This window comes from Ruegeria marina (assembly GCF_900101475.1).
Lineage (GTDB): Bacteria > Pseudomonadota > Alphaproteobacteria > Rhodobacterales > Rhodobacteraceae > Ruegeria_B > Ruegeria_B marina.
In genome coordinates this window covers 200,795-222,499 of record NZ_FMZV01000001.1, presented here as the reverse complement: position 1 = coordinate 222,499, position 21,705 = coordinate 200,795, and the positions used below count along the sequence as shown (strand labels likewise).

Below are 21,705 nucleotides of genomic sequence, written 5' to 3'. Positions count from 1 at the left end.
CCCTCACTCGATCACGGGGCGGGTGCGCTCGCCCCAGACGCGTCCAGGCCGCAGGCAGAAAAACCGGGCGGTCAACGAACTGAGCCTGGATCGCGAAACTGGAAAGGGGGCTTCGGCCCCCTTTTTTCTGTGGGGGCCAAGGCGTGCTTACACCCGCGGCCACGCCCGCAAGCGGGCGTGGTAATCATTTGAAATCCGAGCGTTACGCCGGAAGGTAAATGTTGAACCTTGCCCGGATCGCGGCGTCGGTCACCGGATCGAAACGGGCTGGCGAACGCTCGGCCAGAATCTGTTCCTTGCGCGCCTTTGCCTTGGCCACCAGGTCGGGCTTGCCGATCTCGGCCCATTCCTTGGGCGAGGTCCGGTCACCATAGGTGGGGTAGACGTGGTCCATCTGCATCCGGCTCAGCGTCGCGTCGGTGCCCAGGTAGTGGCCCGATCCGCCCAGGCAGACCTGTGCGATCTGGTCCACGGCCAAAGTTTCGTCATTGACTTCGATGCCGCGCACGCAGCGCAGGGCCTGGCCGATCAGGTCATCCGACAGGATCAGGCTTTCGTGGCAGAAACCCAGGAGCGAGGCGTGCATGCCGGCTGCCTCGTAGACCATGTTGAGGCCCGAGAGCCCGGCCATCACGTTCGAACACATCTGCTCCCACCCGGCCTGCATGTCGGGCAGCTTGCTGTCGGCGATGCCGGCCGCCGCGCCGCCCGGCAAGTCGTAGAACCGGTGCATCTGGGCGCAGCCCGCGGTCAGCAGCGCCTGTTCGCCGGACCCGCCGGTCATCGCCCCCGTCCGCAGGTCCAGGCCGAAGGGCCAGGTGCCAAAAATTGCCGGGGCGCCGGGCTTTACGGCGTTTACGTAAACCAGACCAGCCAGGCATTCGGCCACCGCCTGAACGATGGCGCCAGCAACGGTCGAAGGCGCGGTCGCCCCTGCCATGCCGGCCGAGAGCAGCAGTACGGGCATGCCGTATTTGATGCATTCCTCCATCACCAGACAGGATTCGGTGGCGAATTTCATCGGCGGCACGACGAAACAGTTGGAGTTCGAAACGAAGGGCCGCTCCCGCCATTTGTCCTCGCCCCCGGCGATCAGGTGCAGCATCTCGATGGCGGGTTTCACATAGGACGGATCGGTGAACGAGGTGCCCACATGCTTGAACGTGCCCGCGCAGCAGGCATAGACCGTGTTCAGGTCCATGTCGCGGTTGTCGGGAATGTCACGACAGACCATCGGGCGCTGCACGAAATGGATATTGTCCAGTTGTTCGCAGATGCGCGAGGCATCGTGCAGGTCCTGCACCGTCGAATCGCGGTATTCGCGCCCCTCGACATCGACCATGTGAACAGCGGCCCCTGCGGTGCCGTAGTGGACGCGGGTGCCCGACAGGTCCAGATCGGTCTTGCCGTCGCGGCTGTAGAGCGTGACCGAGCGGTTGGCGCGGGCCAGCGTGTCCTCGACCAGCGCGCGGGGGAAGCGGATGCGGCGATCGTCACCCAGGGTGCAGCCGGCTGCGGTCAGATAGTCGATGCCGCTTTGCGGGGCATCGGCCAGGCCGATCCGTTCCAGCGCATCCAGCGCCGCATTATGGATGCGCTCCATGTCCTGCTGGCTGAGCACGTTCAGCGTACCGCCCGACATGCCGGGGCGAATGGGGCGCAGATGGTCGGGCAGGGCCGAGGCGCGGGCGGCACGACGGGCGGCACGACCGCCGGAGCGGGGAGAAATACGAGGCTCTTCGTTCATTTTCTGGATTTCCGGTACGAAAGGATCTGAGGGTCTGGTCTGTTCTCAGACCAGCACGGGTCGTCCGCGCGCCGCGCGACCGCGATCGGCACCGATGGTGCGGCTGACCAGGCAGATCTTGCTGCGTTCGCCTTGCATGTGGCCTTCTCTCCCAATTAGCGAGACGGTACACCGCGTGCCAACGCATTCTGTCCTGTTTGCGACCAGAAGGTCGCAGATGCCATGCGCACAAATTCAGTGAGGCACGGTCGGGTCGGAAGGGGTCCGGCGCGAACTCCGTTCGGATGCCAATTGCGTGGCAAAATGGCAGAGTGTCCGAAGTGCATGGGCAAAAGCGTCATCGCCAATTGTCATGGCCACCCGGATATGGCCACTGGCCGCCCGACCAAAGCTTTCTCCCGGCATCACGGCGATATGATGGGCATCAAGCAGCGCGTTGGCGAACGCGTCTCCCGAAAGGCCCGTCGCCCGGATATCCAGCATCAGGTACATCGCTCCCTGTGCCGGGCTGAGACGGACGGCATTCTGGCCCGCCAGGATTCGTTGCGCCAGGTCTCTGCGACGACGGAAGGGAGCGGCGATTTCCTCTTCGAATTCCCGTCCTTCACCCAAGGCAAAGACCGCCGCGTCCTGCACGAATCCCGGCACGCCATAGGTGGTGTGTGTGGCCAGCGTGACAAGATGCGCGATTGCCTCCTCCGGCCCCACGATCCAACCGCAGCGCGACCCGGTCATCGCGTGGGATTTCGACATCGAGCCGATCACCAGCGTGCGCTCGGCCATTCCGGGCAGGGCGCGGGGGGACAGGTGCACGCCTTCCCAGACCTGGGTGTCATAGACCTCGTCCGAGATCAGCCAGAGATCGTGTTCCCGGCAGACATGGGCAATACCTTCCAGCGTTTCGCGGCTGTAAACCACGCCTGTGGGATTGTTGGGCGAGTTGACGAGCAGCGACACCGCGCCGCCTGCCTAGGCCATCAGGGCCGTGACCTGAGGTTGGAACCCGTCCTCGGCCCGGGCGCTCACCGCGCGCGGCAGGGCACCTACGCCGCGAATTGTTCCCGGATATGTGGCGTAATAGGGATCAATGAAGAGCGCCGTATCTCCAGGGTCACAGGCGGCGCTGTGGGCGGCGAACAGGGCGGCCTGACCTCCGGGCGTTATCAGCACGTTGTCGCGGGTCGTGCGCTGTCCGGTGCGCTCCTGCACCCTTGCAGCAACCGTATCGCGCAGCAGCGCGGTGCCTGGCACCATGGCGTAACCGGTGTGGCCGCTGCGCGCCGACCGATCCATGGCATCGAGAATCGAGCCATGGGTGCGCGTGTCATGTTCGCCGATGGTCAGTTCGGTCACGGCGATGCCTTCGGCGATCATCCGCCGGGCGCGCAGGAACAGGTCCCACCCGTCCGGGCCGCCCCCAGTAAGACCAGTAATACGACGTGATAGTCTCATGATCCGTCCTCTGCCCGCGTTCCCGGCAGAGAGGGGCAGAGCTGCTTCGGCTTGTCAATCGTTCCCCGGTTTTCCGTGTTGGCGAAAATCCTGACACGTGCTAGGACGCTGGCATGACCCGCACCATTCGCATCATTATCTGCTGCATTTCCCGCTGATCCGATCGCGGGCTGGTCATTCGTCGTTTTCTTCGCTGAGACAAGTTGCTAAGCCCGCGCTGACAAGCGCCTGCCGCATGCTGTTGAGGACAAGACCCGATGACGACGATCAAGCTGCACAACACAAGGACGCGGAGGAAAGAGGAATTCGCGCCGATCGACCCCGACAATGTGCGCATGTATGTCTGCGGTCCCACGGTTTATGACAGGGCGCATCTGGGCAACGCGCGGCCCGTGGTGGTGTTCGACGTGCTCTACCGACTGCTGCGGCATGTCTATGGCGCGGATCACGTCACTTATGTGCGCAATTTCACCGACGTGGACGACAAGATCAACGCCCGCGCAGCCGAAAGCGGCCGGCCCATCGGTGACATCACCGCCGAGACCACGCAATGGTTCCTCGATGACATGGCAGCTCTTGGCGCGCTGGAGCCCGACCACATGCCGCGCGCCACGCAATATATTCCGCAGATGGTGGCGATGATCGAAGACCTCATCGCCAAGGGCCATGCATACGAGGCCGAGGGGCATGTGCTCTTTGCCGTCGACTCGTGGAAAGAGCATTACGGCCAGCTCTCGGGCCGGTCGGTCGATGACATGATCGCAGGCGCGCGGGTCGAGGTGGCGCCCTACAAGAAGAACCCGATGGATTTCGTGCTGTGGAAACCGTCGAGCGCCGATCTGCCCGGCTGGGACAGCCCCTGGGGCCGGGGGCGGCCCGGCTGGCATATCGAATGCTCGGCCATGAGCTATGAATTGCTGGGCGCGTCCTTCGACATCCACGGCGGCGGCAACGACCTGATGTTCCCGCATCACGAGAACGAGATCGCGCAAAGCTGCTGCGCCCATCCCGAGGGCCGCTTTGCGAATGTCTGGCTGCACAACGAGATGTTGCAGGTCGAGGGCAAGAAGATGTCCAAGTCGCTGGGCAACTTCTTTACCGTTCGCGACCTCTTGGATCAGGGCATCCCGGGCGAGGTGATCCGCTTCGTGTTCCTGTCGACACATTACCGCAAGCCGATGGACTGGACCGAGAAGAAGGCGCGCGAGGCGCGACAAACCTTGAAGACATGGTTCAGCATCACGGATGGTACGTGCGCCGACGCGGCAGCACCAGCGGTAGTGATAGAGCTTTTGTCCAATGATCTAAATACTTCAGGCGTTATCGCTGAAATGCACGGAATGGCTGCGAGAAGTGAAGCCAGTGCATTGAAAGCGTCTATGAGATTGTTGGGTCTTCCAGACGCTGAGACGGTTGAATGGTTCCGCGAAGCCGCGTTCTCGTCGGCGGTTTCGAACATGCCGGATTTCCTTGATCGCCTAGACCCATTGCTCAGGCGTTGGCAGGATTTACGCAGTGCCAAAAAATATGCGGAAGCCGACGCTTTAAAGCAGCGTATCGAAGCCTGCGGCTTGAAACTTTCGGTAAGTCATGCCGGACCTGAGGCCGAACCTACCGATGAATTTGATCCGGCCAAGTTGGAGGGGTTGGCATGATCTTCGTTTTTGCCCAAGGGTGGCCTTCGTCGGACCGGGGCGCTGCCCCGGACCCCGGAGTATTTTGGACCAGAAAGAAGCAGGAACCGCGGCATGGGTGAGCGCCTCTATCTCTACGACACCACCCTGCGCGACGGGCAACAGACGCAGGGCGTGCAATTCTCGACCGCCGAGAAGGTGCGCATCGCCCAGGCGCTCGACAGTCTCGGGGTCGATTACATCGAAGGTGGCTGGCCGGGGGCGAACCCGACCGACAGCGCGTTTTTCGAGGTGGCCCCGGCCACGCGGGCGCGTCTCACCGCATTCGGCATGACCAAACGGTCGGGCCGCTCGGCGGAGAACGACGATGTGCTGGCCGCCGTGATGAACGCGGGCACCGGCGCGGTCTGCCTGGTGGGCAAGGCGCATGATTATCACGTGACCCATGCGCTGGGGATCGACCTGGGCGAGAATACCGGGAACATCCGCGCCTCGATGGCGCATCTGGTGGCACAGGGACGCGAGGCGCTGTTCGATGCCGAGCATTTCTTTGACGGCTATCGCGACAATCCCGCTTATGCGCTGGAGGTCTGCCGCGCCGCGCTGGAGGCAGGTGCGCGCTGGATCGTGCTGTGTGACACCAATGGCGGCGCCATGCCCGCCGATGTGGCCCGCGTGGTGGGCGAGGTGATCGCCGCCGGTATCCCCGGTGACCGGCTGGGCATTCATTGCCACAACGACACCGACCAGGCGGTGGCCTGTTCTCTGGCCGCTGTGATGGCGGGCGCCCGCCAGATCCAGGGCACGCTGAACGGGCTGGGCGAGCGCTGCGGCAATGCCAACCTGACCTCGATCATCCCGACGCTTCTGTTGAAGGACCCCTATGCGAGCCGGTTCGAGACCGGTGTCAGCCCCGAGGCGCTGGCCGACCTGACCCGGATCAGCCGGATGCTCGACGATATCCTGAACCGGGTGCCGGTGAAACAGGCGCCCTATGTCGGCTCGTCTGCCTTTGCCCACAAGGCGGGGCTGCATGCCAGCGCCATCCTCAAGGATCCCTCCACCTATGAACATGTCGACCCGGCGCTGGTGGGCAACGAGCGCATCATCCCGATGTCGAACCAGGCCGGCCAGTCGAACCTTCGCAAGCGGCTGACCGATGCGGGGCTGAGCGTCGCACCCGGCGACCCTGCGCTGGGGCGCATCCTGGAGCAGATCAAGCTGCGCGAGGACGAGGGCTATTCCTATGACACCGCGCAGGCCAGTTTCGAACTGCTGGCGCGGCGCGAACTGGGCCAGATGCCCGAGTTCTTCGAGGTCAAGCGCTACAAGGTCACGGTCGAGCGGCGCAAGAACAAGTACAACCGCATGGTCAGCCTGTCCGAGGCGGTGGTCGTGGTGAAGGTGGACGGCGAAAAGCTGCTTTCGGTCAGCGAGTCGCTGGATGAAAGCGGCAGCGACCGCGGCCCGGTCAACGCGCTCTACAAGGCGCTGGCCAAGGATCTGGGGCGATATTCCGCGATCCTGAGCGACATGAAGCTGGTCGATTTCAAGGTGCGCATCACCCAGGGCGGCACCGAGGCGGTGACCCGCGTCATCATCGACAGCGAGGATGGCAAGGGGCGGCGCTGGTCCACCGTGGGGGTAAGCGCCAACATCGTCGACGCCTCGTTCGAGGCGCTGCTGGACGCGATCCAGTGGAAGCTCTTGCGCGATTGCGCAGGGCGGGAGGCGGCGGCGGAGTGAGCGCAGGTTTCGACGATGACCTGACCGCCTGCGCGGCGCTGGTGCAGCGCGCCGATCCCGACCGGTTTGCCGCCGCCATGGCAGCCCCGGTGGCGGCGCGACGCGTGCTGTTCCCGTTCCATGCGCTGGCAGTCGAGGTGGCGCGTGCGCCCTGGGTCACGGCAGAGCCGATGATCGCCGAGATGCGCCTGCAATGGTGGCGCGACGCGCTGGAGGAGATTGCCCGCGGGGAGACTGTGCGACGGCATGAGGTCGTCACGCCGCTTTCTCGCGTTCTTGCGCCTGAAACCGCGGCGCGGCTCGATGCATTCGTGGCGGTCCGGCGCTGGGATATCTATCGCGAACCGTTCGAGGATCCGGCGGAGTTCACCCGCTATATCGACGAAAGCGCGGGCACCCTGCTCTGGGCGGCGGCGAGCAGTCTGGGACCGACGGATGAGTCGGTTGTGCGCGACTATGGATTTGCTATGGGACTGGCCAACTGGTTCCGGGCCATTCCCGAGCTTGAGGCGCGCGGGCGCATCCCGCTGCTGGACGGGAGTGCCGAAGCGGTGCGTGAACTTGCCGAACAGGGGCTTGATCGCCTGGCGCGGGCCCGCCGCAGGCGAGATGCCATATCGCGCCCCGCCCGTGCTGCCTTGCTGGCCGGGTGGCAGAGCAAGGCGATCCTGCGGCTTGTGCAGAGAACCCCTGCACGGGTTGCAGCCGGAGACCTGGGCCTCAGCCCCTTTTCGCGCCACCTGCGCCTGGCCTTGCAGGCCGCAACCGGCCGCTGGTAGGATTCTTGCGAGGCTCCGCCTCGCGCTCCGGAGTATTTTCGACCAGAAAGAAGCCGAAACGCGGCGATACACCCGGTTGGGAAACACAAGCGGACTCCACCTGAAAGGGCGCCTGAACAGTGCTCAGGCTTCCCTGGGGCGCAGCACCAGCCAGATCAGCGCGCCGCCGGCCAGTGTCAGCAGAGGCACCATCGCGAGGTTGACGGCGGTCCAGCCTTCGACCGGTGTGCCGCCCGAACAGTTCATCAGTCCGCCCGAGGACAGCGAAGCAACCGTCACACCGCCAAACACCAGCAGGTCGTTCAACCCCTGCATGCGGCCCCGTTCGTGCGGTTCATGGGCGCCCGCCAGCATGGTCGTTGCGCCGATGAAGCCAAAGTTCCAGCCGAGACCCAGCAGGATCAGCGCGACAAAGAAGTTGTTCAGATCGACGCCTTGCAGGGCCACGACTCCGGCCGCCGCCAGGATCACAAGACCCGATGCCACGATTTTCTCCACCCCGAACCGGGCGATCAGGTGGCCGGTGAAGAAGCTTGGGACATACATGGCCAGGACATGGCTGGTGACCACATCCGCCGCATCGCCTTGCGTATAGCCACAGCCCACCACGGCAAGCGGGGTCGAGGTCATCACGAGGTTCATCAGCGCATAGGAGACCATGGCGCAGATCACCGCCACCGCGATACGCGGGGTTTTCAGCAGCTCCAGACGTGACCGGCCCCGCGGGCTGTCGGCGGACGGGACAGGCGGGCGTGGGATGTCGAGGAAAAAGAACAGCGTCGCCCCGATCAGGTTGACCGAGATCACCGCCAGATAGGTGCCCAGGAACGGGATGACAAAGGCGTCCGAGGTGGCCTTGACCAGTTGCGGCCCGATGATTGCGGCGGCAAGACCGCCCGCCATGACATAGGAAATCGCCTTGGGCCGGAAGGCATCCGATGCGGTATCGGCGGCTGCGAATCGATAGAAGCCATGCGCGCTCATGTAGATGCCGGTCAGCAGGCTGCCCGCAAGGAACAGGGGGAAGGAGGCCAGGTAGAGCCCGTAGGCCCCGACCAGGCCCCCGCAGGCGCCGGCGGCCGCCCCGACGAAGAACCCCGCCCGGCGGCCCCATTTCTGCATGATGGCCGAGATCGGGGTCGCGGCAAGCATCGACCCCAGCACGATCAGCGAAATCGGCAAGGTCGCCAGGCAGGGATTGCTGGCCAGGGATTGGCCTGCAAGGCCGCCGATGGTGAAGATCATCGGCATCTGGGCGCCCAGGATCGCCTGTGCGGCGACCAGAACGGCCACGTTCCGTTTGGCCCGGCTGTCGTTCACATGTATATCGATTGCTGTCATGGACGAATGCGTAACCTTGAATTTGTTCAACCACAAGCCGGTTGAAACGCAATGTGATCCGCTTAACCTGCAAAGGGTTCGGGAATCTACAGGGAAACTGATGAACGTGGGGCGCATCATCGAAACGCCGGACTGCGTGGCCGAGGGCGCCGAATGGCTCGCCGTCCGCTGTCCGCGCATGGCCCATGCGCTGAGCCTGACCGGCCCCTTGCCATTGCGCAGACGCCCGGACGGGTTTGCCGAACTTCTCGGTGCCATCGTCAGCCAACAGGTCAGCGTCGCCTCGGCCAAGGCCATCTGGCAGCGTATGCAAGACGCCGGATTGACTGATCCGCGCAGGATCATCGCGGCGTCGGACGACGCGTTGCGGGAAGCGGGCTTGAGCCGGCAGAAGATCCGCTATGCCCGTGAACTTGCCGCCGCAGGGGTTGATTTCAAGGCGTTGCGGTCTGCGCCTGATGCCGATGTCGTTGCCGAACTGGTCCGGGTGCCGGGTATCGGCGTCTGGACGGCCGAGATCTATGCCATGTTCAGCCTGGGGCGCGCCGATGTCTTTGCGCCCGGCGATCTGGCCTTGCAGGAAGCGGCCCGTGTGCTCTACGACTTGCCCGCGCGCCCCAGCGAAAAGGCGCTGCGGCAGATGGCGCTGGACTGGTCGCCCTGGCGGTCGGTTGCGGCGCGGGTGCTCTGGGCCTATTACCGGGTAGCCAAGGACAGGGAAGGGATCAGATGACGCGGGTTTTGAATGCGCTTCGCAAGGAGCCGGTTTCAGGTGCGGTGCGCTCGGCCGTTGTTTTCGTGCATGGCTATGGCGCCAACGGGGCCGATTTGCTGGGGATCGCCGATGTTCTGGGAGAACATCTGCCGGATACGCTGTTCGTTGCCCCGGACGCGCCGGAAACCATTCCGGGCATGCCTTTCGGTTTCCAGTGGTTCCCGATTCCCTGGCTGGATGGCTCGTCCGAGGAAGAGGCCCGCCGCGGCATGGCTGCCGCGATCGAAGACTTCAACGCCTTTCTCGATGCGCTGATGGTGGACGAGGATCTGTTGCCCGAACAGGTGGTCCTGTTCGGCTTCAGCCAGGGAACCATGCTGAGCCTGCATGTCGCGCCCCGGCGCGAGGACCCGGTCGCGGGAATCGTTGCCTTTTCGGGGCGGTTGCTGGAACCGGAATTGCTGGCCGACGAGGTGGTCAGCCGGATGCCGATCCTGCTGGTGCATGGCGATGCCGACGAGATGGTGCCGCCGCAATCGCTGCCGCAGGCGGCCGAAGCGTTGCAGGGAGCAGGGTTCAAGGAGATCTATGCCCATGTGATGAAAGGCACCGGTCACGGCATCGCGCCCGACGGGCTGAGCGTGGCGCTGGCCTTCATGCGCGACAAGCTGAGCCTGTGACTTCCGCCTGGAGAGACAGAGATGCTGATCGTGACCGGAGTGATCGAGATTGCCGAGGACGGGGTTGAGACTGCCCGTGCGGCGGCTGCGGAAATGGTTGCCGAGACCCTGAAGGAGCCCGGCTGCATTGTTTACGAGTTCAGCCAGGTCCTGGGGCAGGAAACCCGGTTTCGTGTCTATGAGGAGTGGCAGGATCTGACCGCTCTCGAAGCGCATTTCGCAACCCCGCACATGGCACGTTTCCGCGCGGCCCTGGCAAGGGCAGGCGTGGTTTCGCGTGATGTCTACCGGCGCGAAGGTGGAGAGAAAGTCTCTCTCTGAGCGGATCGACCCGGCTTGTGTGCCCGGCGTGAGAACAAACACAGGCCGATCACGCGGTTTTGGCGGCGGATGCCTCCGGCGGGAGTATTTTTTGACCAGAAAGAAGACCTGTCGCGGCTTTGCTCGGAAAAGGGCGCCGTGTCCGGTTCAATGTCCAGATCGCGGGTGCGCGGGGGCGGGCAGGGTCTCCCACTGGCCGGGCGCCAGCCCGTCGATCGTCCAGTCGCCGATGCGGGCGCGGATCAGGCGCAGCGTGGGGTGGCCCACTGCGGCGGTCATCCGCCTCACCTGCCGGTTGCGGCCTTCGCGGATGGTCAACTCGATCCAGCTGTCCGGTACCGATTTGCGTACCCGGATCGGCGGATTGCGCGGCCACAGGTCGGGCGGTGTGTCGATCAGACGGGCCCGCGCCGGGCGGGTGCGGCCGTCGTTCAGATCGACCCCTTCGGCCAGCGCGCGCAGCGCCGCGGCATCGGGGATGCCTTCGACCTGCGCCCAATAGGTCTTGGCCATCTTGTGCCTGGGGTCGGCGATACGCGCCTGCAGGCGCCCGTCGTCCGTCAACAGCATCAGCCCTTCGCTGTCGCGGTCCAGGCGTCCGGCGGGGTAAACGCCCGGCAGGTCGATGAAATCCGACAGGGTTTGGCGCGATGAACCGGCACTGCCGCGATCGGTGAACTGGGACAGAACGTCATAAGGTTTGTTGAAGCGGATGAACCATGCCATGCTATTGCCCATAACGATCCGTGCACGACCCGGCAAGCCTGTGGATAACCGTCATGCGCCTGTTACCTGTGCAAGCTATTCGAAGGGCGACATGTAGTGGATAATCAGGACTTGCCAGAGGCCGACCACGATATATAGTCAAATTATGCCGGGGCGGGTGCTCCCCGCTCCGGGACAGGCAAGAGGCGGTCCGGGGCGAGGAGAGAGTCCGAGATGGATGGCGATTTCAGAACGGATTTCGTAAGGGAACCGGGGGCGTTGAAACACCACCCGGCGCTGGTTCTGAACGCGGACTACCGTCCGCTGTCCTATTACCCGCTGTCGCTCTGGCCCTGGCAGGAGGCGATCAAGGCTGCCTGGCTGGACAGGGTGGATATCGTGGCCGAATACGATGAGGTCGTCCGTAGCCCGAGCGTGGTGATCCGAATACCCTCGGTGGTGGTTCTGAAAGACTATGTAAAACCCCAGAAGCGCGTGGCCTTCACGCGCTTCAATTTGTTTTTGCGCGACGAATTCCACTGCCAGTACTGTGGCGGCAAGGGGGATCTGACCTTTGACCACGTAGTGCCGCGCGCCGCGGGCGGGGTCACAAGCTGGGAGAACGTGGTCGCCGCCTGCGCGCCCTGCAATCTGCGTAAAGGTTCGAAATCATTGCGTCAGGCCGGGATGGCCCTGCGCCGGCCGCCGCGTCGGCCGCAGGCAGAGGAGTTGCGAAATGTGGGCCGCAAGTTCCCGCCCAATCACCTGCATGACAGCTGGATCGATTATCTCTACTGGGATGCCGAACTGGATGCGTGAACACGGGTCTTGACCGTTTTGTACGGGCATACGGACGCGGATTGACCGTTTTGCCCATTCCGTTCCGGTGGGTCAGTCCGGCGCTTTCTTCACGAATTGCGACTTGAGCCCCATCTGGCCGATGCCGGGCACCTTGCAGTCGATGTCGTGATCCCCATCCACCAACCGGATGTTGCGCACCTTGGTGCCGACCTTGACCACGGCCGAGCTGCCCTTGACCTTGAGGTCCTTGATCACGGTGACGCTGTCGCCGTCGGCCAGCAGGTTGCCGACGCTGTCGCGGACCTCGGCCAGTGCAGGCGCGGACTCGCCCGCCTGCCATTCGTGACCGCATTCGGGACAGTTGAGCAGGGCATCCACCTGATAGGTGAAGGCAGAGGCGCATTCGGGGCAAGGCGGGAGCGTGTCGGGCATGGTCGCGGCCATAGCAACAGCATTGCCGGAGCGCAAGGCCGGGCGCGCCGCGGCGCCCCGGTACGCCTCAGGCAACGACGGGAGCTGCCCGTTGCAGCATTCCGAACAGGTCGCGCGGATCGTCGGGATCGGCCAGCAGGTCAAGGGCATGATAAAAACCTGTCGTCATCAGCTGGTCGCGCACATAGCGCAGCGCCGAGAAATCCTCGATGGCGAATCCGACGCTGTCAAAGAGGGTGATCTGCCGGTCCGAGGTGCGGCCGGGGACCTTGCCGGCGATCACCTGCCACATCTCGATCACCGGGTGATCGGGCGCCAGTTGCTGGATCTCGCCCTCGATCCGGGTCTGGGGCGGGTATTCGACGAAAATGTCCGAGCGGTGCAGGATCGCGGCGGCCAGTTCGGTCTTGCCCGGGCAGTCGCCGCCGATGGCGTTGATATGTACGCCCGAACCGACCATGTTGTCGGTCAGGATGGTCGCATATTGCTTGTCGGCGGTGCATGTCGTCAGGATCTGGGCGCCTTCGATCGCCTCTTCCGGCGAGTTACAACTGACCACCTCGATCCCCTGACTCGCCAGGTTGCGGGCGGCCTTGGCGGTGGCGGTCGGGTCGATGTCGTAGAGACGCACGGTCTTCAGCCCGCAGATCGCCTTCATCGCCAGGGTCTGGAATTCCGATTGCGCGCCGTTGCCGATCATCGCCATCGTATGCGCACCTTCGGGCGCAAGGTATTTCGCCACCATGGCCGAGGTGGCGGCGGTGCGCAGCGCGGTCAGCATGGTCATCTCGCTCAGCAGTACCGGATAGCCGGTCTCGACCGAGGCCAGAAGGCCGAAGGCGGTGACGGTCTGCAACCCCTCCCTGGTGTTCTTGGGGTGGCCGTTGACATATTTGAAGCCGTAGAGTTCGCCGTCCGAGGTGGGCATCAACTCGATCACGCCGACGGGGGAATGGCTGGCCACGCGCGGGGTCTTGTCGAAGTTTTCCCAGCGGCGAAAATCGGCTTCTATGTATTCGGCGATACCGCGCATCATCTCTTCGACACCGATATGGTGGATCAGCCGCATCATGTGATCGACCGAGACGAAGGGAACGAGCGCCTTGTCCGAAGGGGGGAGGGTGGTCATTTGGGATCCTTTCCGGGCCGATCAGGAATAGCTTTGCGTCGGACGGTCGAAGACACGGCGGCCCAGGGCAGAGGCGGCCAGATCGACCATGAGTTGGGCGGTGCGGCCGCGTTCGTCGAGAAACGGGTTCAGTTCGACCAGGTCGAGCGAGGTCATCAACCCGCTGTCGCAGATCATCTCCATCACCAGGTGACCTTCGCGGATGGTGGCGCCGCCGGGCACGGTGGTGCCGACGGCGGGCGCGATGGACGGGTCGAGGAAATCGACATCGAGCGAGACATGCAGCATGCCGTTCGCCGCCGCCACGGTGTCGAGAAAGGCGGCCAGCGGCCGGGCAATGCCGGTTTCGTCGATCTGGCGCATGTCGTGAAAGCGGATCTTCGTCTGTTGCAGCGCTTCGCGTTCGGGGCGGTCGACCGAGCGCAGGCCGATGATGCAGATGTTTTCCTGTTTCACCGGGTTGGTGATCACCGGGAAGCCGGCAAAGCCGCTGCGCCCCGTCACATAGCCCAGCGGGGTGCCGTGCAGATTGCCGGAGGTGGAGGTTTCGGGCGTGTGGTAGTCGCTGTGCGCGTCGAGCCAGAGCACGAATTGCGGGCGGCCCATCCGGGCGGCATGGTTTGCCACGCCCGCCACGCTGCCGAGCGCCAGCGCGTGATCGCCGCCCAGAAAGATGGGCAGGCCGCGCGGCATCGCCTGCTCGGCGGCGCGGATCAGGCGGTTGGTCCAGCCGATGGTCCGGTTCGGTTGATGCAGATGGGTGCCGTCCGGTTCGGGGCCATGTTCGGCCGGCGTCAGATTGCCCAGATCCTCGACCACATGGCCGAGATCGGACAGCGCCTCGGCAAGCCCGGCGGTGCGGTAGGCGTCCGGCCCCATCAGGCAGCCGGTGCGTCGCTTGCCGCTGTCGACGGGCGCACCGATCAGGATACAACGTCTGGAGGTCATCTTTTCACAGTGTTTAACTTTGCTTGCACCAATTTCTGTTCGAAACGCGTTGAAACCAAGTGTGATATTTGATCATGTTGTGCGTGGATTTATCAAAATGGACATGAAGATGGACAAAACGGATGAACGCCTGGTCGCTGCGCTCAGACATGACGCGCGCGCGTCGCTTTCCGATCTGGCTTTGCAACTGAACCTGTCGCGGACCACGGTGCGGGCCCGGATCGAGCGTCTGGTTCAGAGGGGCGATATCCTCGGATTTTCGGTTGTCCTGAAAGAGGATGTGCTGAATGATCCGGTGCGGGGGCTGATGATGATCGAGATCGAAGGCCGTGGCGCAGCGCGGGTGACGCGGCAATTGCAGGGTCTGAAAGAGGTACGCGCCATTCACTCGACCAATGGGCGCTGGGACCTGATTGTCGAACTTGGCACCGAGACGCTGGAAGATCTGGACACGGCGCTGGCCAAGATCCGGATGTTCGAAGGGGTACAGGCGAGCGAGACCAGCCTGCTGCTGTCAACTAAGAAATCAACCTGACAGGGGGCGCCACCCCCCGGTGCAAAATTCGCAGAATTTTGTCACCTGCCCCCGGAGTATTTGGGAAAAGATGAAAGGCTGGTCAGCTGCGACGGGTCGCCGCCAGCAGCCAGAGCAGCGCCAGCGCCAGCGAGATCAGCCCGTTCCAGCCGGCCATGGAAATGCCCAGCATCTGCCAGGGAATCTCGTCGCAGCGCACCAGTGGCGCGTTCATGATCTGCTCCATCAGCTGTTCGGCGCTGAGCCCTCCGATGGGGCCGGAGGTGCAGGTGGTGGGGCCTTCCCACCAGCCCTGTTCGACGCCGGCGTGAAAGAAGCCGACGCCGGAGGTGGTCAGCGCCGCAAGCGCCCCGGCCCAGGGCAGGAGCCGCCAGCCGGTAGCCAGCGCCAGCGCGCCGATCAGGACCGCCGCGCCATGCGGGTAGCGCTGCCAGATGCACATCTTGCAGGGGGCAAGACCACCGATGTACTGGAAGGCCCAGGCCCCCAATAGAAGCGCGGCAGATCCACCGGCGGCCAGAAGGATCAGGGTCTTGCGGGACATCAGAGGTACCTCACCAATAGAAAGCCGCCGATCAGCAGCGCCATGAAGACGGTCAGCACCAGGCCGAGGCGTTTTTCGATGAAATCACGGACGGGTGCGCCGAATTTCCACAAGAGCGCGGCGACCAGGAAGAAGCGAAGCGCGCGGGCCAGAATCGAGGTGGCCACGAAGGTTGCCAGCGGCATACCGGTCCAGCCCGACATGATGGTGATCACCTTGTAGGGGAAGGGGGTCACCCCGGCGGTCAGCACCGCCCAGAAGCCGAAATCGTTGAAACGCGTATTGAACGCCTCCATCGCCTCGGCCTTGCCCATGGCTTGGAGAATCGGAGCGCCGACACTCTCGTAGAAAAAGGCGCCGATGGCATATCCGAGCACCCCTCCCAGAACCGAGGCCACCAACGCCACCAGCGCGATTGCCCAGGCGCGCGAGGGACGGGCGAGAATCATCGGGATCATCAGCAGGTCCGGCGGGATCGGAAAGACCGAGCTTTCCAGAAAGGCCACTACAGCCAGCGCCCACATTGCGCGCGGGTGATAGGCCAGGGCCATGGTTCTGTTGTAGAGAGAATTCAGCATTTTGCGCACATCCAAGTCTCGGAGTGCTGCAAACCATGTGAAGAATTCGCGGTCAACCAGATTACGACCAGGGTTATTCATCCGTGGGACGGCCGCGCCCCCACTAAACCGGGTTTGGGCGAGACCGCAAAATTGGCCGGCCGAGAGGCATCATTAAATTGGGGGCACGAAGTGTTCTGGAAAGATGGCTCCGGCGGTAGGGATCGAACCTACGACCAATTGATTAACAGTCAACTGCTCTACCGCTGAGCTACGCCGGAACGGTTCGCGCCGTATAGCAACAGCGATTCCGGGCGTCCAGAGGGTTGGGCGGAAATTTTTTGGAAAAGGGCCTCATATTGTATTGAGGCGGGATGACTCCAGGACTGTTGCAAGGGGCCGGCCCGCGCCGGTCAACGCATCGCGTCGACCAGGGTTGCGAGGGTCTCCCCGGGGTTTTGAGTGGACCAGATTTCCTCGCCGATTCCGAAGAAGTCGGTATGCGGGGACAGCACGCGGATCAGGTCGATGTTGAGGCCGCCCTCGGCAACCACGGGCACCTCGATCATCTCGGACCACCACTGGAACAGGTCGGGCTCGGCCCTTTTGCCATCGTCAAGGGCGTGTGCGCCGACGGGGCCGAAAGCCACGTAATCCGCTCCAGCTTCGCCAGCGCTCATGCCATCGTGGCGCGAGGTGCCGCAAAAGCAGCCGACGATGGCATCGGGGCCCAGATCCTTGCGCGCCGTGCGCACCGAGCGCGCGGAATCCGACAGATGGACGCCATCAAGCCCGAACCGCTGCGCCATCAGCACGTGGTCCGAAATCACCAGCGCCACATCGCGGGAATGGGCCACTTCGCGGCAGGCATCGGCGGCACGGCCGATCGTGTCCTCGTCTCGAGTGGCCAGGGCCAGGCGAATACAGGCGATATCGGTCGCGTCCAGCACCCGCGCCAACTGGTCCGGAAAAAGGTCGAGGTCGAGGCTTGGCGGGGTGATCAGGTAAAGCTGTGGCTGCTCGGGGGTATCCATGACGGGGCCTCTGGTCTGGGTTTGGGCCGGTTTAGCCGATCGGGGCGGCAATGGGAATATCGGGAAAGGAGGGGTGCTGCCCCCGCCGCCTGAGGGCGACTCCCCTGGGAGTATTTTCCAAAGGGGAAGAGGCCAGGGAGGCTCGGGGTTGCCCGTGCGCTGTGCGGAGGATAGAGCGGATTGAAATTTTGGAGATGACAGATGCCAAGCGACAAGGCCCAACCCGAAATCGTGTTGGTTCGGCCCCAGATGGGCGAGAACATCGGCGCGGCGGCGCGGGCGATGTGGAATTTCGGTTTGGACAGGATGCGTATTGTCGAACCGCGCGATGGCTGGCCAAATCCGCGCGCGGCGGCGATGTCGTCGGGCGCAGGGCGGCTCCTGGATGAGGCGCAGCTTTTCGGCGATCTGCCGGGCGCGCTGGCCGACCGGACCTATGTCTTTGCCACCACCGCCCGGCCGCGGGAGATGACGAAACCGGTGTTCAGCCCGGAGAAGGCGATGCAACTCGCCGCCGAGAAGGTCGCTGCAGGGGAAAAGGTGGCGGTGCTGTTCGGGCCCGAGAGGGCGGGGCTGGAAAACGATGACATCATTCGCGCCAATGCGATCATCACCGTGCCGGTGAACCCGGACTATGCTTCACTCAACCTCGGACAATGTGTGTTGCTCGTGGCCTATGAGTGGATGCGCCAGACGGGCGACGTGGTCCATCTGGCGGACGATCCCGGCCCCAAGGGAGATTGGGCCACGGGGGTGGAGATCGAGAAACTGGCTGAACATTACGAGGAACGGTTGACGGAGGCAGGCTTCTTTTTCCCCGAGACCAAGGCCGAAGGCATGAAGCAGAACCTGCGCAATCTCTGGAGCCGGATGCGGATGACCCGCGCCGATGTCCAGATGCTGCACGGCATCATGCGGCAGATGGTCCGCTGGAAGGAACGCGGCTGATCCGGGCGCTGGACCTTGCCGCGCCTGCACCCTAGCTTGCAGGCGAAAAGACGAAACGAAGAGGATGACATGAGCGGCAAGCGCAGCATCTTTGAGGAAGTATCCGGCGACAGCCGCCAGGCGGCGGTGCAGCCGGGCATGATCGACCGGGGCAGGGGCGGGGCGCGCGGCGCCATTCGCGCCTGGCTGATGGTGCTCTTTGCGCTGGTGGTCGCAATGATCGTGGTCGGAGGACTGACCCGCCTGACCGACAGCGGTCTGTCGATCACCGAATGGCGGCCAGTCACCGGGGCGCTGCCTCCGATGTCCGAGGCAGAATGGCAGGCCGAGTTCGACAAGTACAAGCAGATCGACCAGTGGCGGTTGCAGAACCAGTGGATGGAACTTGCCGATTTCAAATCGATCTACTGGTGGGAATGGGGCCATCGGCAGCTGGGCCGGGTGATCGGGCTGGTCTGGGCATTGGGTTATGCGGGGTTTCTGGCCGCGCGCAAGATTCCGGTCGGATGGAAAGGGCGTCTTTTGCTGCCCGGTATCCTGGGCGGGCTCCAGGGGGCGATCGGCTGGTGGATGGTCAGTTCCGGCGTCACCCAGGGAGAGGAGATGACATCGGTCGCCTCCTATCGCCTAGCCACTCATCTGGGACTGGCCTTTGTGATCCTTGGGCTTCTGGCCTGGTACATGATGGCCTTGGGGCGCAGCGAGCGGGATCTGATGCAGGCCCGCCGCGCCAGAGAAACAAAACTTTTTGGCGTTGGTACCGGCTGGATGCATTTTGCATTCCTGCAAATCCTGATCGGCGCGCTGGTGGCCGGCATTGACGCCGGACGCAATTATGTCGACTGGCCGCTGATGGCGGGCCGGTTCTTTCCCCCGGATGCGACCGAGTTGACGCCGCTATGGCGAAACTTCTTCGAAAGCCCGGGTCTGGTGCAGTTCATTCACCGGATGGCAGGATATCTGTTGCTGGCTTATGGCGTATTTGCTTGGATGCGGGGACGGCGCAGCGCGCACGCGCAGACGCGGTTTGCCTTCAACGCGGCATTTGCGGCGCTGTTGTTGCAAGTGGTGCTTGGGGTCGTCACGGTTCTCTATGCCGCGCCGCTGCACATCGCCATCCTGCACCAGCTGATGGCGGTCGTCGTGTTCGTCCTGATCCTTCGGGCGCGGTTCCTCTGCGCCTATCCGGTTGCAACCTCTCTCAGGGGATAATCCAGGCCATGACCGCATTTGACGAACTGATGGCATTTCAGCGCGAAACTTCGGCGCTGGGGCAAGTGGCCGGCAGGCTGGGCTGGGACCAGGAAACCGTGATGCCGAAAGGTGCGGCGCCGCAGCGGGGCGAGGAAAAGGCGGCCATGGCCGCGATCCTGCATGAACGCCGCTGCGACCCCCGCGTGGCCGAATGGCTTGCGGCGGCCGAGGCACCGGATCTGGCCGGCGCCGCGCAATTGCGCGAGATCCGGCGAGCCTATGAGCGAACGACAAGGGTGCCCGCGGATCTGGCGCGCGCCATTGCCCGTACGACTACGCGCGCGCATGCTATCTGGGCGCAGGCCCGAGCCGACGAGGATGTGGCCTCCTTCCTTCCGGTGCTGGAAGAGGTTGTCGCGCTGCGCCGGCAGGAGGCCCAGGCGCTGGCGGGCGATGGCGATGCCTATGATGCGCTGGTCGAGGATTACGAGCGCGCCACCACCGGTGCGCAGATCGCCGGGATATTCGACGCGATGCGCCCGCGGCTGGTGGCGCTGCGGGCCGCCGTGCTGGAACGCCCCGCGCCCAAGGTACTGGACGGCAGTTTCGACGAGGCCGCGCAGATGAAGCTGAGCCGCCGTCTCGCACGCGCCTTTGGCTATGACATGTATCACGGTCGGGTGGACAAGGCGGTGCATCCGTTCAGCTCGGGTTCGGGGCTTGATGTGCGGATCACCACGCGCACCAATCCGCTCGACCCGTTCAACTGTTTCTATTCCACCATTCACGAGGTGGGCCACGCCGCCTATGAGCAGAACATCAGCCGCGATTTCCTGCTGACGCCGCTGGGCCGGGGCGTGTCGATGGGGGTGCATGAAAGCCAGAGCCGGATCTACGAGAACCAGCTTGGCCGCAGTCGCGCCTTTACCGGCTGGATATATGGCCAGATGCGTGAGGTTTTCGGCGATTTCGGCATCGACGGACCCGAGGCGTTTTATGCTACGGTCAACACCGTTCATCGCGGCTATATCCGTACCGAGGCGGACGAGGTGCAGTACAACCTGCATGTGATGCTGCGGTTCGAACTGGAGCGCGCGCTGGTGTCGGGCGATCTTGCGGTCTGCGATCTGGAAGCGGCATGGAATGACCGCTTCGAGGCCGATTTCGGCTATCCGGTCGACAAACCCTCGAACGGTTGCCTTCAGGATGTGCACTGGTCCGAGGGACTGTTCGGCTATTTCCCGACCTACAGCCTGGGCAATGTCTATGCCGGCTGCCTGTATCGGGCATTGCGGCAGGCGGTGCCGGATCTGGATGCGGCCCTGGCCGAGGGGGACACGTCAGGGGCCACCAGCTGGCTGGCGGAGAACGTCCAGCAACACGGCGGACTTTACGAACCGCGCGACGTGATTACGCGTGCCAGCGGGATGGAGCCGGGACCCGAGCCGCTGCTCGACTATCTCGAAGCGAAGTTCGGAGCGCTCTACGGGCTCTGAACAAATAGACCGGCCCGGCGGTCGCCATGCCAATGGCGGCCGTGTGATTTCGTGCTAGGCTGCATTGGTCGGAGGAATACACCCATGGACGAAATCAGCCTGAACAACCCGGTGTTCGTGACCTACGCCATCGCCTCTGCGCTGCTGGTGTTGAAGATCATGGGGCAGGGATGGATGACCGTATACCGCATGATGCGGACCAACGGCGGTTTTGTCAGCCCCGAGGACCTGCGCAAGACACCGCTGAACCCGAACCCCCGCCCGGAACAGCTGGAACTGGACGACTATGTCGACCGTTCCCGCCGCATGCACAGGAACGATCTTGAAAACATACCCGGCTTCTGGATGGCGGGTTTTCTACTGGTCATGGTTTCGCCCCCGCTATGGCTGGCCCAGATCCTGATGTACGGTTTCGTTGCGGCGCGGGCCGCCCACGCGGTGGCTTATGCAACCAGGCAAACCCACGATGTTCGGGCGACCTTTTACACGGCAGGGTCCCTCATCGTGATCTTCATGGCGTTTTATGTGCTGGCGACATTGGTGATCTGAGCTGCGGTCCTAAAGCAGGGCCATGCGTTCGGCACGTTCAGGATCGGGGAAGGGTCGGTAAAGACCGAATTCCGTCCGCGCGACCAAGGCCGAAACTGCGCCGTAAAGCCGCTCTACCTCTTCGTCATGCTCGCCCAGCACCCGAAAGGCGCGGTCAAGCTGGGTCATGTCGTCGAATTCGATCTCCAGCAGGAAATCGCGGCAACTGTCGGCCGCGAGATTGAGTTTGCGCCGCATCAGCCGCCAGGCACGGATCACGCCCCGCCCCTGCAGGTAGCCCATCCAGTGATCCACGGCGGCGGCAAAGGCCAATGCCTTTGCCTCATGCTTCAGATCAATCGAACAGTGATAGAGATTCATGGCCGGAACGCTCCTCGGAACAGTTCCGGCAAGATTGCGCCTAAAGCGATTGCCAACC

At 63.7% G+C, this 21,705-nt stretch carries 22 protein-coding genes, 1 tRNA gene and 1 pseudogene; 12 read left to right on the top strand and 12 right to left on the bottom strand.

The genetic code is table 11. The features are described from left to right. Positions 1-202: 202 nt before the first annotated feature. Positions 203-1,747: a trimethylamine methyltransferase family protein gene (locus BLT75_RS01115; protein ID WP_093026859.1), complete on the bottom strand. Its 1,545-nt coding sequence runs from the start codon at positions 1,745-1,747 to the stop codon at positions 203-205. A 234-nt stretch (positions 1,748-1,981) separates the two neighbouring features. Continuing rightward, positions 1,982-3,199, bottom strand: a pseudogene (locus BLT75_RS01110) (pyridoxal phosphate-dependent aminotransferase). Positions 3,200-3,456: 257 nt separating this feature from the next. Between BLT75_RS01110 and cysS the strand changes: the two are divergent. From cysS to BLT75_RS01095, 3 genes are all read left to right on the top strand, one after another. Continuing rightward, positions 3,457-4,854 (top strand): cysteine--tRNA ligase, encoded by a 1,398-nt coding sequence (gene cysS, locus BLT75_RS01105; RefSeq protein ID WP_093026858.1) that lies wholly within the window; start codon positions 3,457-3,459, stop codon positions 4,852-4,854. A gap of 93 nt (positions 4,855-4,947) precedes the next feature. After that, entirely contained in the window at positions 4,948-6,579 is a 1,632-nt protein-coding gene (gene cimA / locus BLT75_RS01100) for a citramalate synthase (RefSeq protein ID WP_093026857.1), read from the top strand. Beyond that, on the top strand, positions 6,576-7,358 hold the full coding sequence (locus BLT75_RS01095; RefSeq protein ID WP_093026856.1) for a squalene/phytoene synthase family protein: 783 nt from the start codon (positions 6,576-6,578) through the stop codon (positions 7,356-7,358). Before cimA ends, BLT75_RS01095 begins: the two co-directional genes overlap by 4 nt. A gap of 123 nt (positions 7,359-7,481) precedes the next feature. Here the strand turns inward: BLT75_RS01095 and BLT75_RS01090 are convergent, their stop codons facing one another. Further along, entirely contained in the window at positions 7,482-8,699 is a 1,218-nt protein-coding gene (locus BLT75_RS01090; protein WP_093026855.1) for an MFS transporter, read from the bottom strand. A gap of 100 nt (positions 8,700-8,799) precedes the next feature. Between BLT75_RS01090 and BLT75_RS01085 the strand changes: the two genes are divergently transcribed. From BLT75_RS01085 to BLT75_RS01075, 3 genes are read left to right on the top strand one after another with little or no spacing between them, the layout of a single operon-like run. Further along, entirely contained in the window at positions 8,800-9,432 is a 633-nt protein-coding gene (locus tag BLT75_RS01085; protein ID WP_093027311.1) for a DNA-3-methyladenine glycosylase family protein, read from the top strand. After that, positions 9,429-10,094 (top strand): alpha/beta hydrolase, encoded by a 666-nt coding sequence (locus BLT75_RS01080; RefSeq protein ID WP_093026854.1) that lies wholly within the window; start codon positions 9,429-9,431, stop codon positions 10,092-10,094. Before BLT75_RS01085 ends, BLT75_RS01080 begins: the two co-directional genes overlap by 4 nt. Before the next feature lie 21 nt (positions 10,095-10,115). Beyond that, positions 10,116-10,415, top strand: coding sequence for a putative quinol monooxygenase (locus tag BLT75_RS01075; RefSeq protein ID WP_093026853.1), 300 nt, complete (start codon positions 10,116-10,118; stop codon positions 10,413-10,415). Positions 10,416-10,562: 147 nt separating this feature from the next. Here BLT75_RS01075 and BLT75_RS01070 read toward each other — a convergent pair whose 3' ends face one another. After that, positions 10,563-11,141 (bottom strand): rRNA large subunit pseudouridine synthase E, encoded by a 579-nt coding sequence (locus BLT75_RS01070; RefSeq protein ID WP_093027309.1) that lies wholly within the window; start codon positions 11,139-11,141, stop codon positions 10,563-10,565. Positions 11,142-11,354: 213 nt separating this feature from the next. Here BLT75_RS01070 and BLT75_RS01065 point away from each other — a divergent pair, with 213 nt between their 5' ends. Next, positions 11,355-11,939, top strand: a complete 585-nt coding sequence (locus BLT75_RS01065; protein ID WP_093026852.1) for an HNH endonuclease — start codon at positions 11,355-11,357, stop codon at positions 11,937-11,939. A 72-nt stretch (positions 11,940-12,011) separates the two neighbouring features. Here the strand turns inward: BLT75_RS01065 and BLT75_RS01060 are convergent, their stop codons facing one another. From BLT75_RS01060 to rocF, 3 genes are all read right to left on the bottom strand, one after another. Then, positions 12,012-12,353 (bottom strand): zinc ribbon domain-containing protein YjdM, encoded by a 342-nt coding sequence (locus tag BLT75_RS01060; protein WP_093027307.1) that lies wholly within the window; start codon positions 12,351-12,353, stop codon positions 12,012-12,014. 67 nt (positions 12,354-12,420) lie between these two features. Continuing rightward, positions 12,421-13,482 (bottom strand): ornithine cyclodeaminase, encoded by a 1,062-nt coding sequence (locus BLT75_RS01055; RefSeq protein WP_093026851.1) that lies wholly within the window; start codon positions 13,480-13,482, stop codon positions 12,421-12,423. Positions 13,483-13,503: 21 nt separating this feature from the next. Next, positions 13,504-14,430 (bottom strand): arginase, encoded by a 927-nt coding sequence (gene rocF, locus BLT75_RS01050; protein ID WP_093026850.1) that lies wholly within the window; start codon positions 14,428-14,430, stop codon positions 13,504-13,506. Positions 14,431-14,539: 109 nt separating this feature from the next. On the opposite strand from rocF, the gene BLT75_RS01045 reads away from it, so the two are divergent. Further along, on the top strand, positions 14,540-14,965 hold the full coding sequence (locus BLT75_RS01045; protein ID WP_093027305.1) for an Lrp/AsnC family transcriptional regulator: 426 nt from the start codon (positions 14,540-14,542) through the stop codon (positions 14,963-14,965). Positions 14,966-15,047: 82 nt separating this feature from the next. Here the strand turns inward: BLT75_RS01045 and BLT75_RS01040 are convergent, their stop codons facing one another. The 4 genes from BLT75_RS01040 to BLT75_RS01025 all read right to left on the bottom strand — a co-directional run bounded on the left by BLT75_RS01040 (position 15,048) and on the right by BLT75_RS01025 (position 17,100). Further along, positions 15,048-15,509, bottom strand: a complete 462-nt coding sequence (locus BLT75_RS01040) for a disulfide bond formation protein B (protein ID WP_093026849.1) — start codon at positions 15,507-15,509, stop codon at positions 15,048-15,050. Beyond that, positions 15,509-16,087, bottom strand: coding sequence for a YqaA family protein (locus BLT75_RS01035; protein ID WP_093027302.1), 579 nt, complete (start codon positions 16,085-16,087; stop codon positions 15,509-15,511). Before BLT75_RS01035 ends, BLT75_RS01040 begins: the two co-directional genes overlap by 1 nt. 185 nt (positions 16,088-16,272) lie before the next feature. Beyond that, positions 16,273-16,347: transfer RNA gene (locus tag BLT75_RS01030), tRNA-Asn, on the bottom strand. A 132-nt stretch (positions 16,348-16,479) separates the two neighbouring features. Then, on the bottom strand, positions 16,480-17,100 hold the full coding sequence (locus BLT75_RS01025) for a thiamine phosphate synthase (RefSeq protein WP_093026848.1): 621 nt from the start codon (positions 17,098-17,100) through the stop codon (positions 16,480-16,482). Positions 17,101-17,301: 201 nt separating this feature from the next. Here BLT75_RS01025 and BLT75_RS01020 point away from each other — a divergent pair, with 201 nt between their 5' ends. The 4 genes from BLT75_RS01020 (at position 17,302) to BLT75_RS01005 (ending at position 21,287) form a co-directional block, all read left to right on the top strand. Continuing rightward, positions 17,302-18,048, top strand: coding sequence for an RNA methyltransferase (locus BLT75_RS01020; RefSeq protein ID WP_093026847.1), 747 nt, complete (start codon positions 17,302-17,304; stop codon positions 18,046-18,048). A 69-nt stretch (positions 18,049-18,117) separates the two neighbouring features. Then, a complete protein-coding gene (gene ctaA / locus BLT75_RS01015) occupies positions 18,118-19,260 on the top strand; it encodes a heme A synthase (RefSeq protein WP_093026846.1) in 1,143 nt (380 codons plus the stop codon). A gap of 8 nt (positions 19,261-19,268) precedes the next feature. After that, a complete protein-coding gene (locus BLT75_RS01010; protein ID WP_093026845.1) occupies positions 19,269-20,738 on the top strand; it encodes a carboxypeptidase M32 in 1,470 nt (489 codons plus the stop codon). 84 nt (positions 20,739-20,822) lie between these two features. Then, positions 20,823-21,287 (top strand): MAPEG family protein, encoded by a 465-nt coding sequence (locus tag BLT75_RS01005; RefSeq protein ID WP_093026844.1) that lies wholly within the window; start codon positions 20,823-20,825, stop codon positions 21,285-21,287. A gap of 9 nt (positions 21,288-21,296) precedes the next feature. On the opposite strand, the gene BLT75_RS01000 is transcribed toward BLT75_RS01005, so the two are convergent. Continuing rightward, entirely contained in the window at positions 21,297-21,647 is a 351-nt protein-coding gene (locus tag BLT75_RS01000) for a DUF6614 family protein (protein ID WP_093026843.1), read from the bottom strand. Positions 21,648-21,705: the final 58 nt, after the last annotated feature.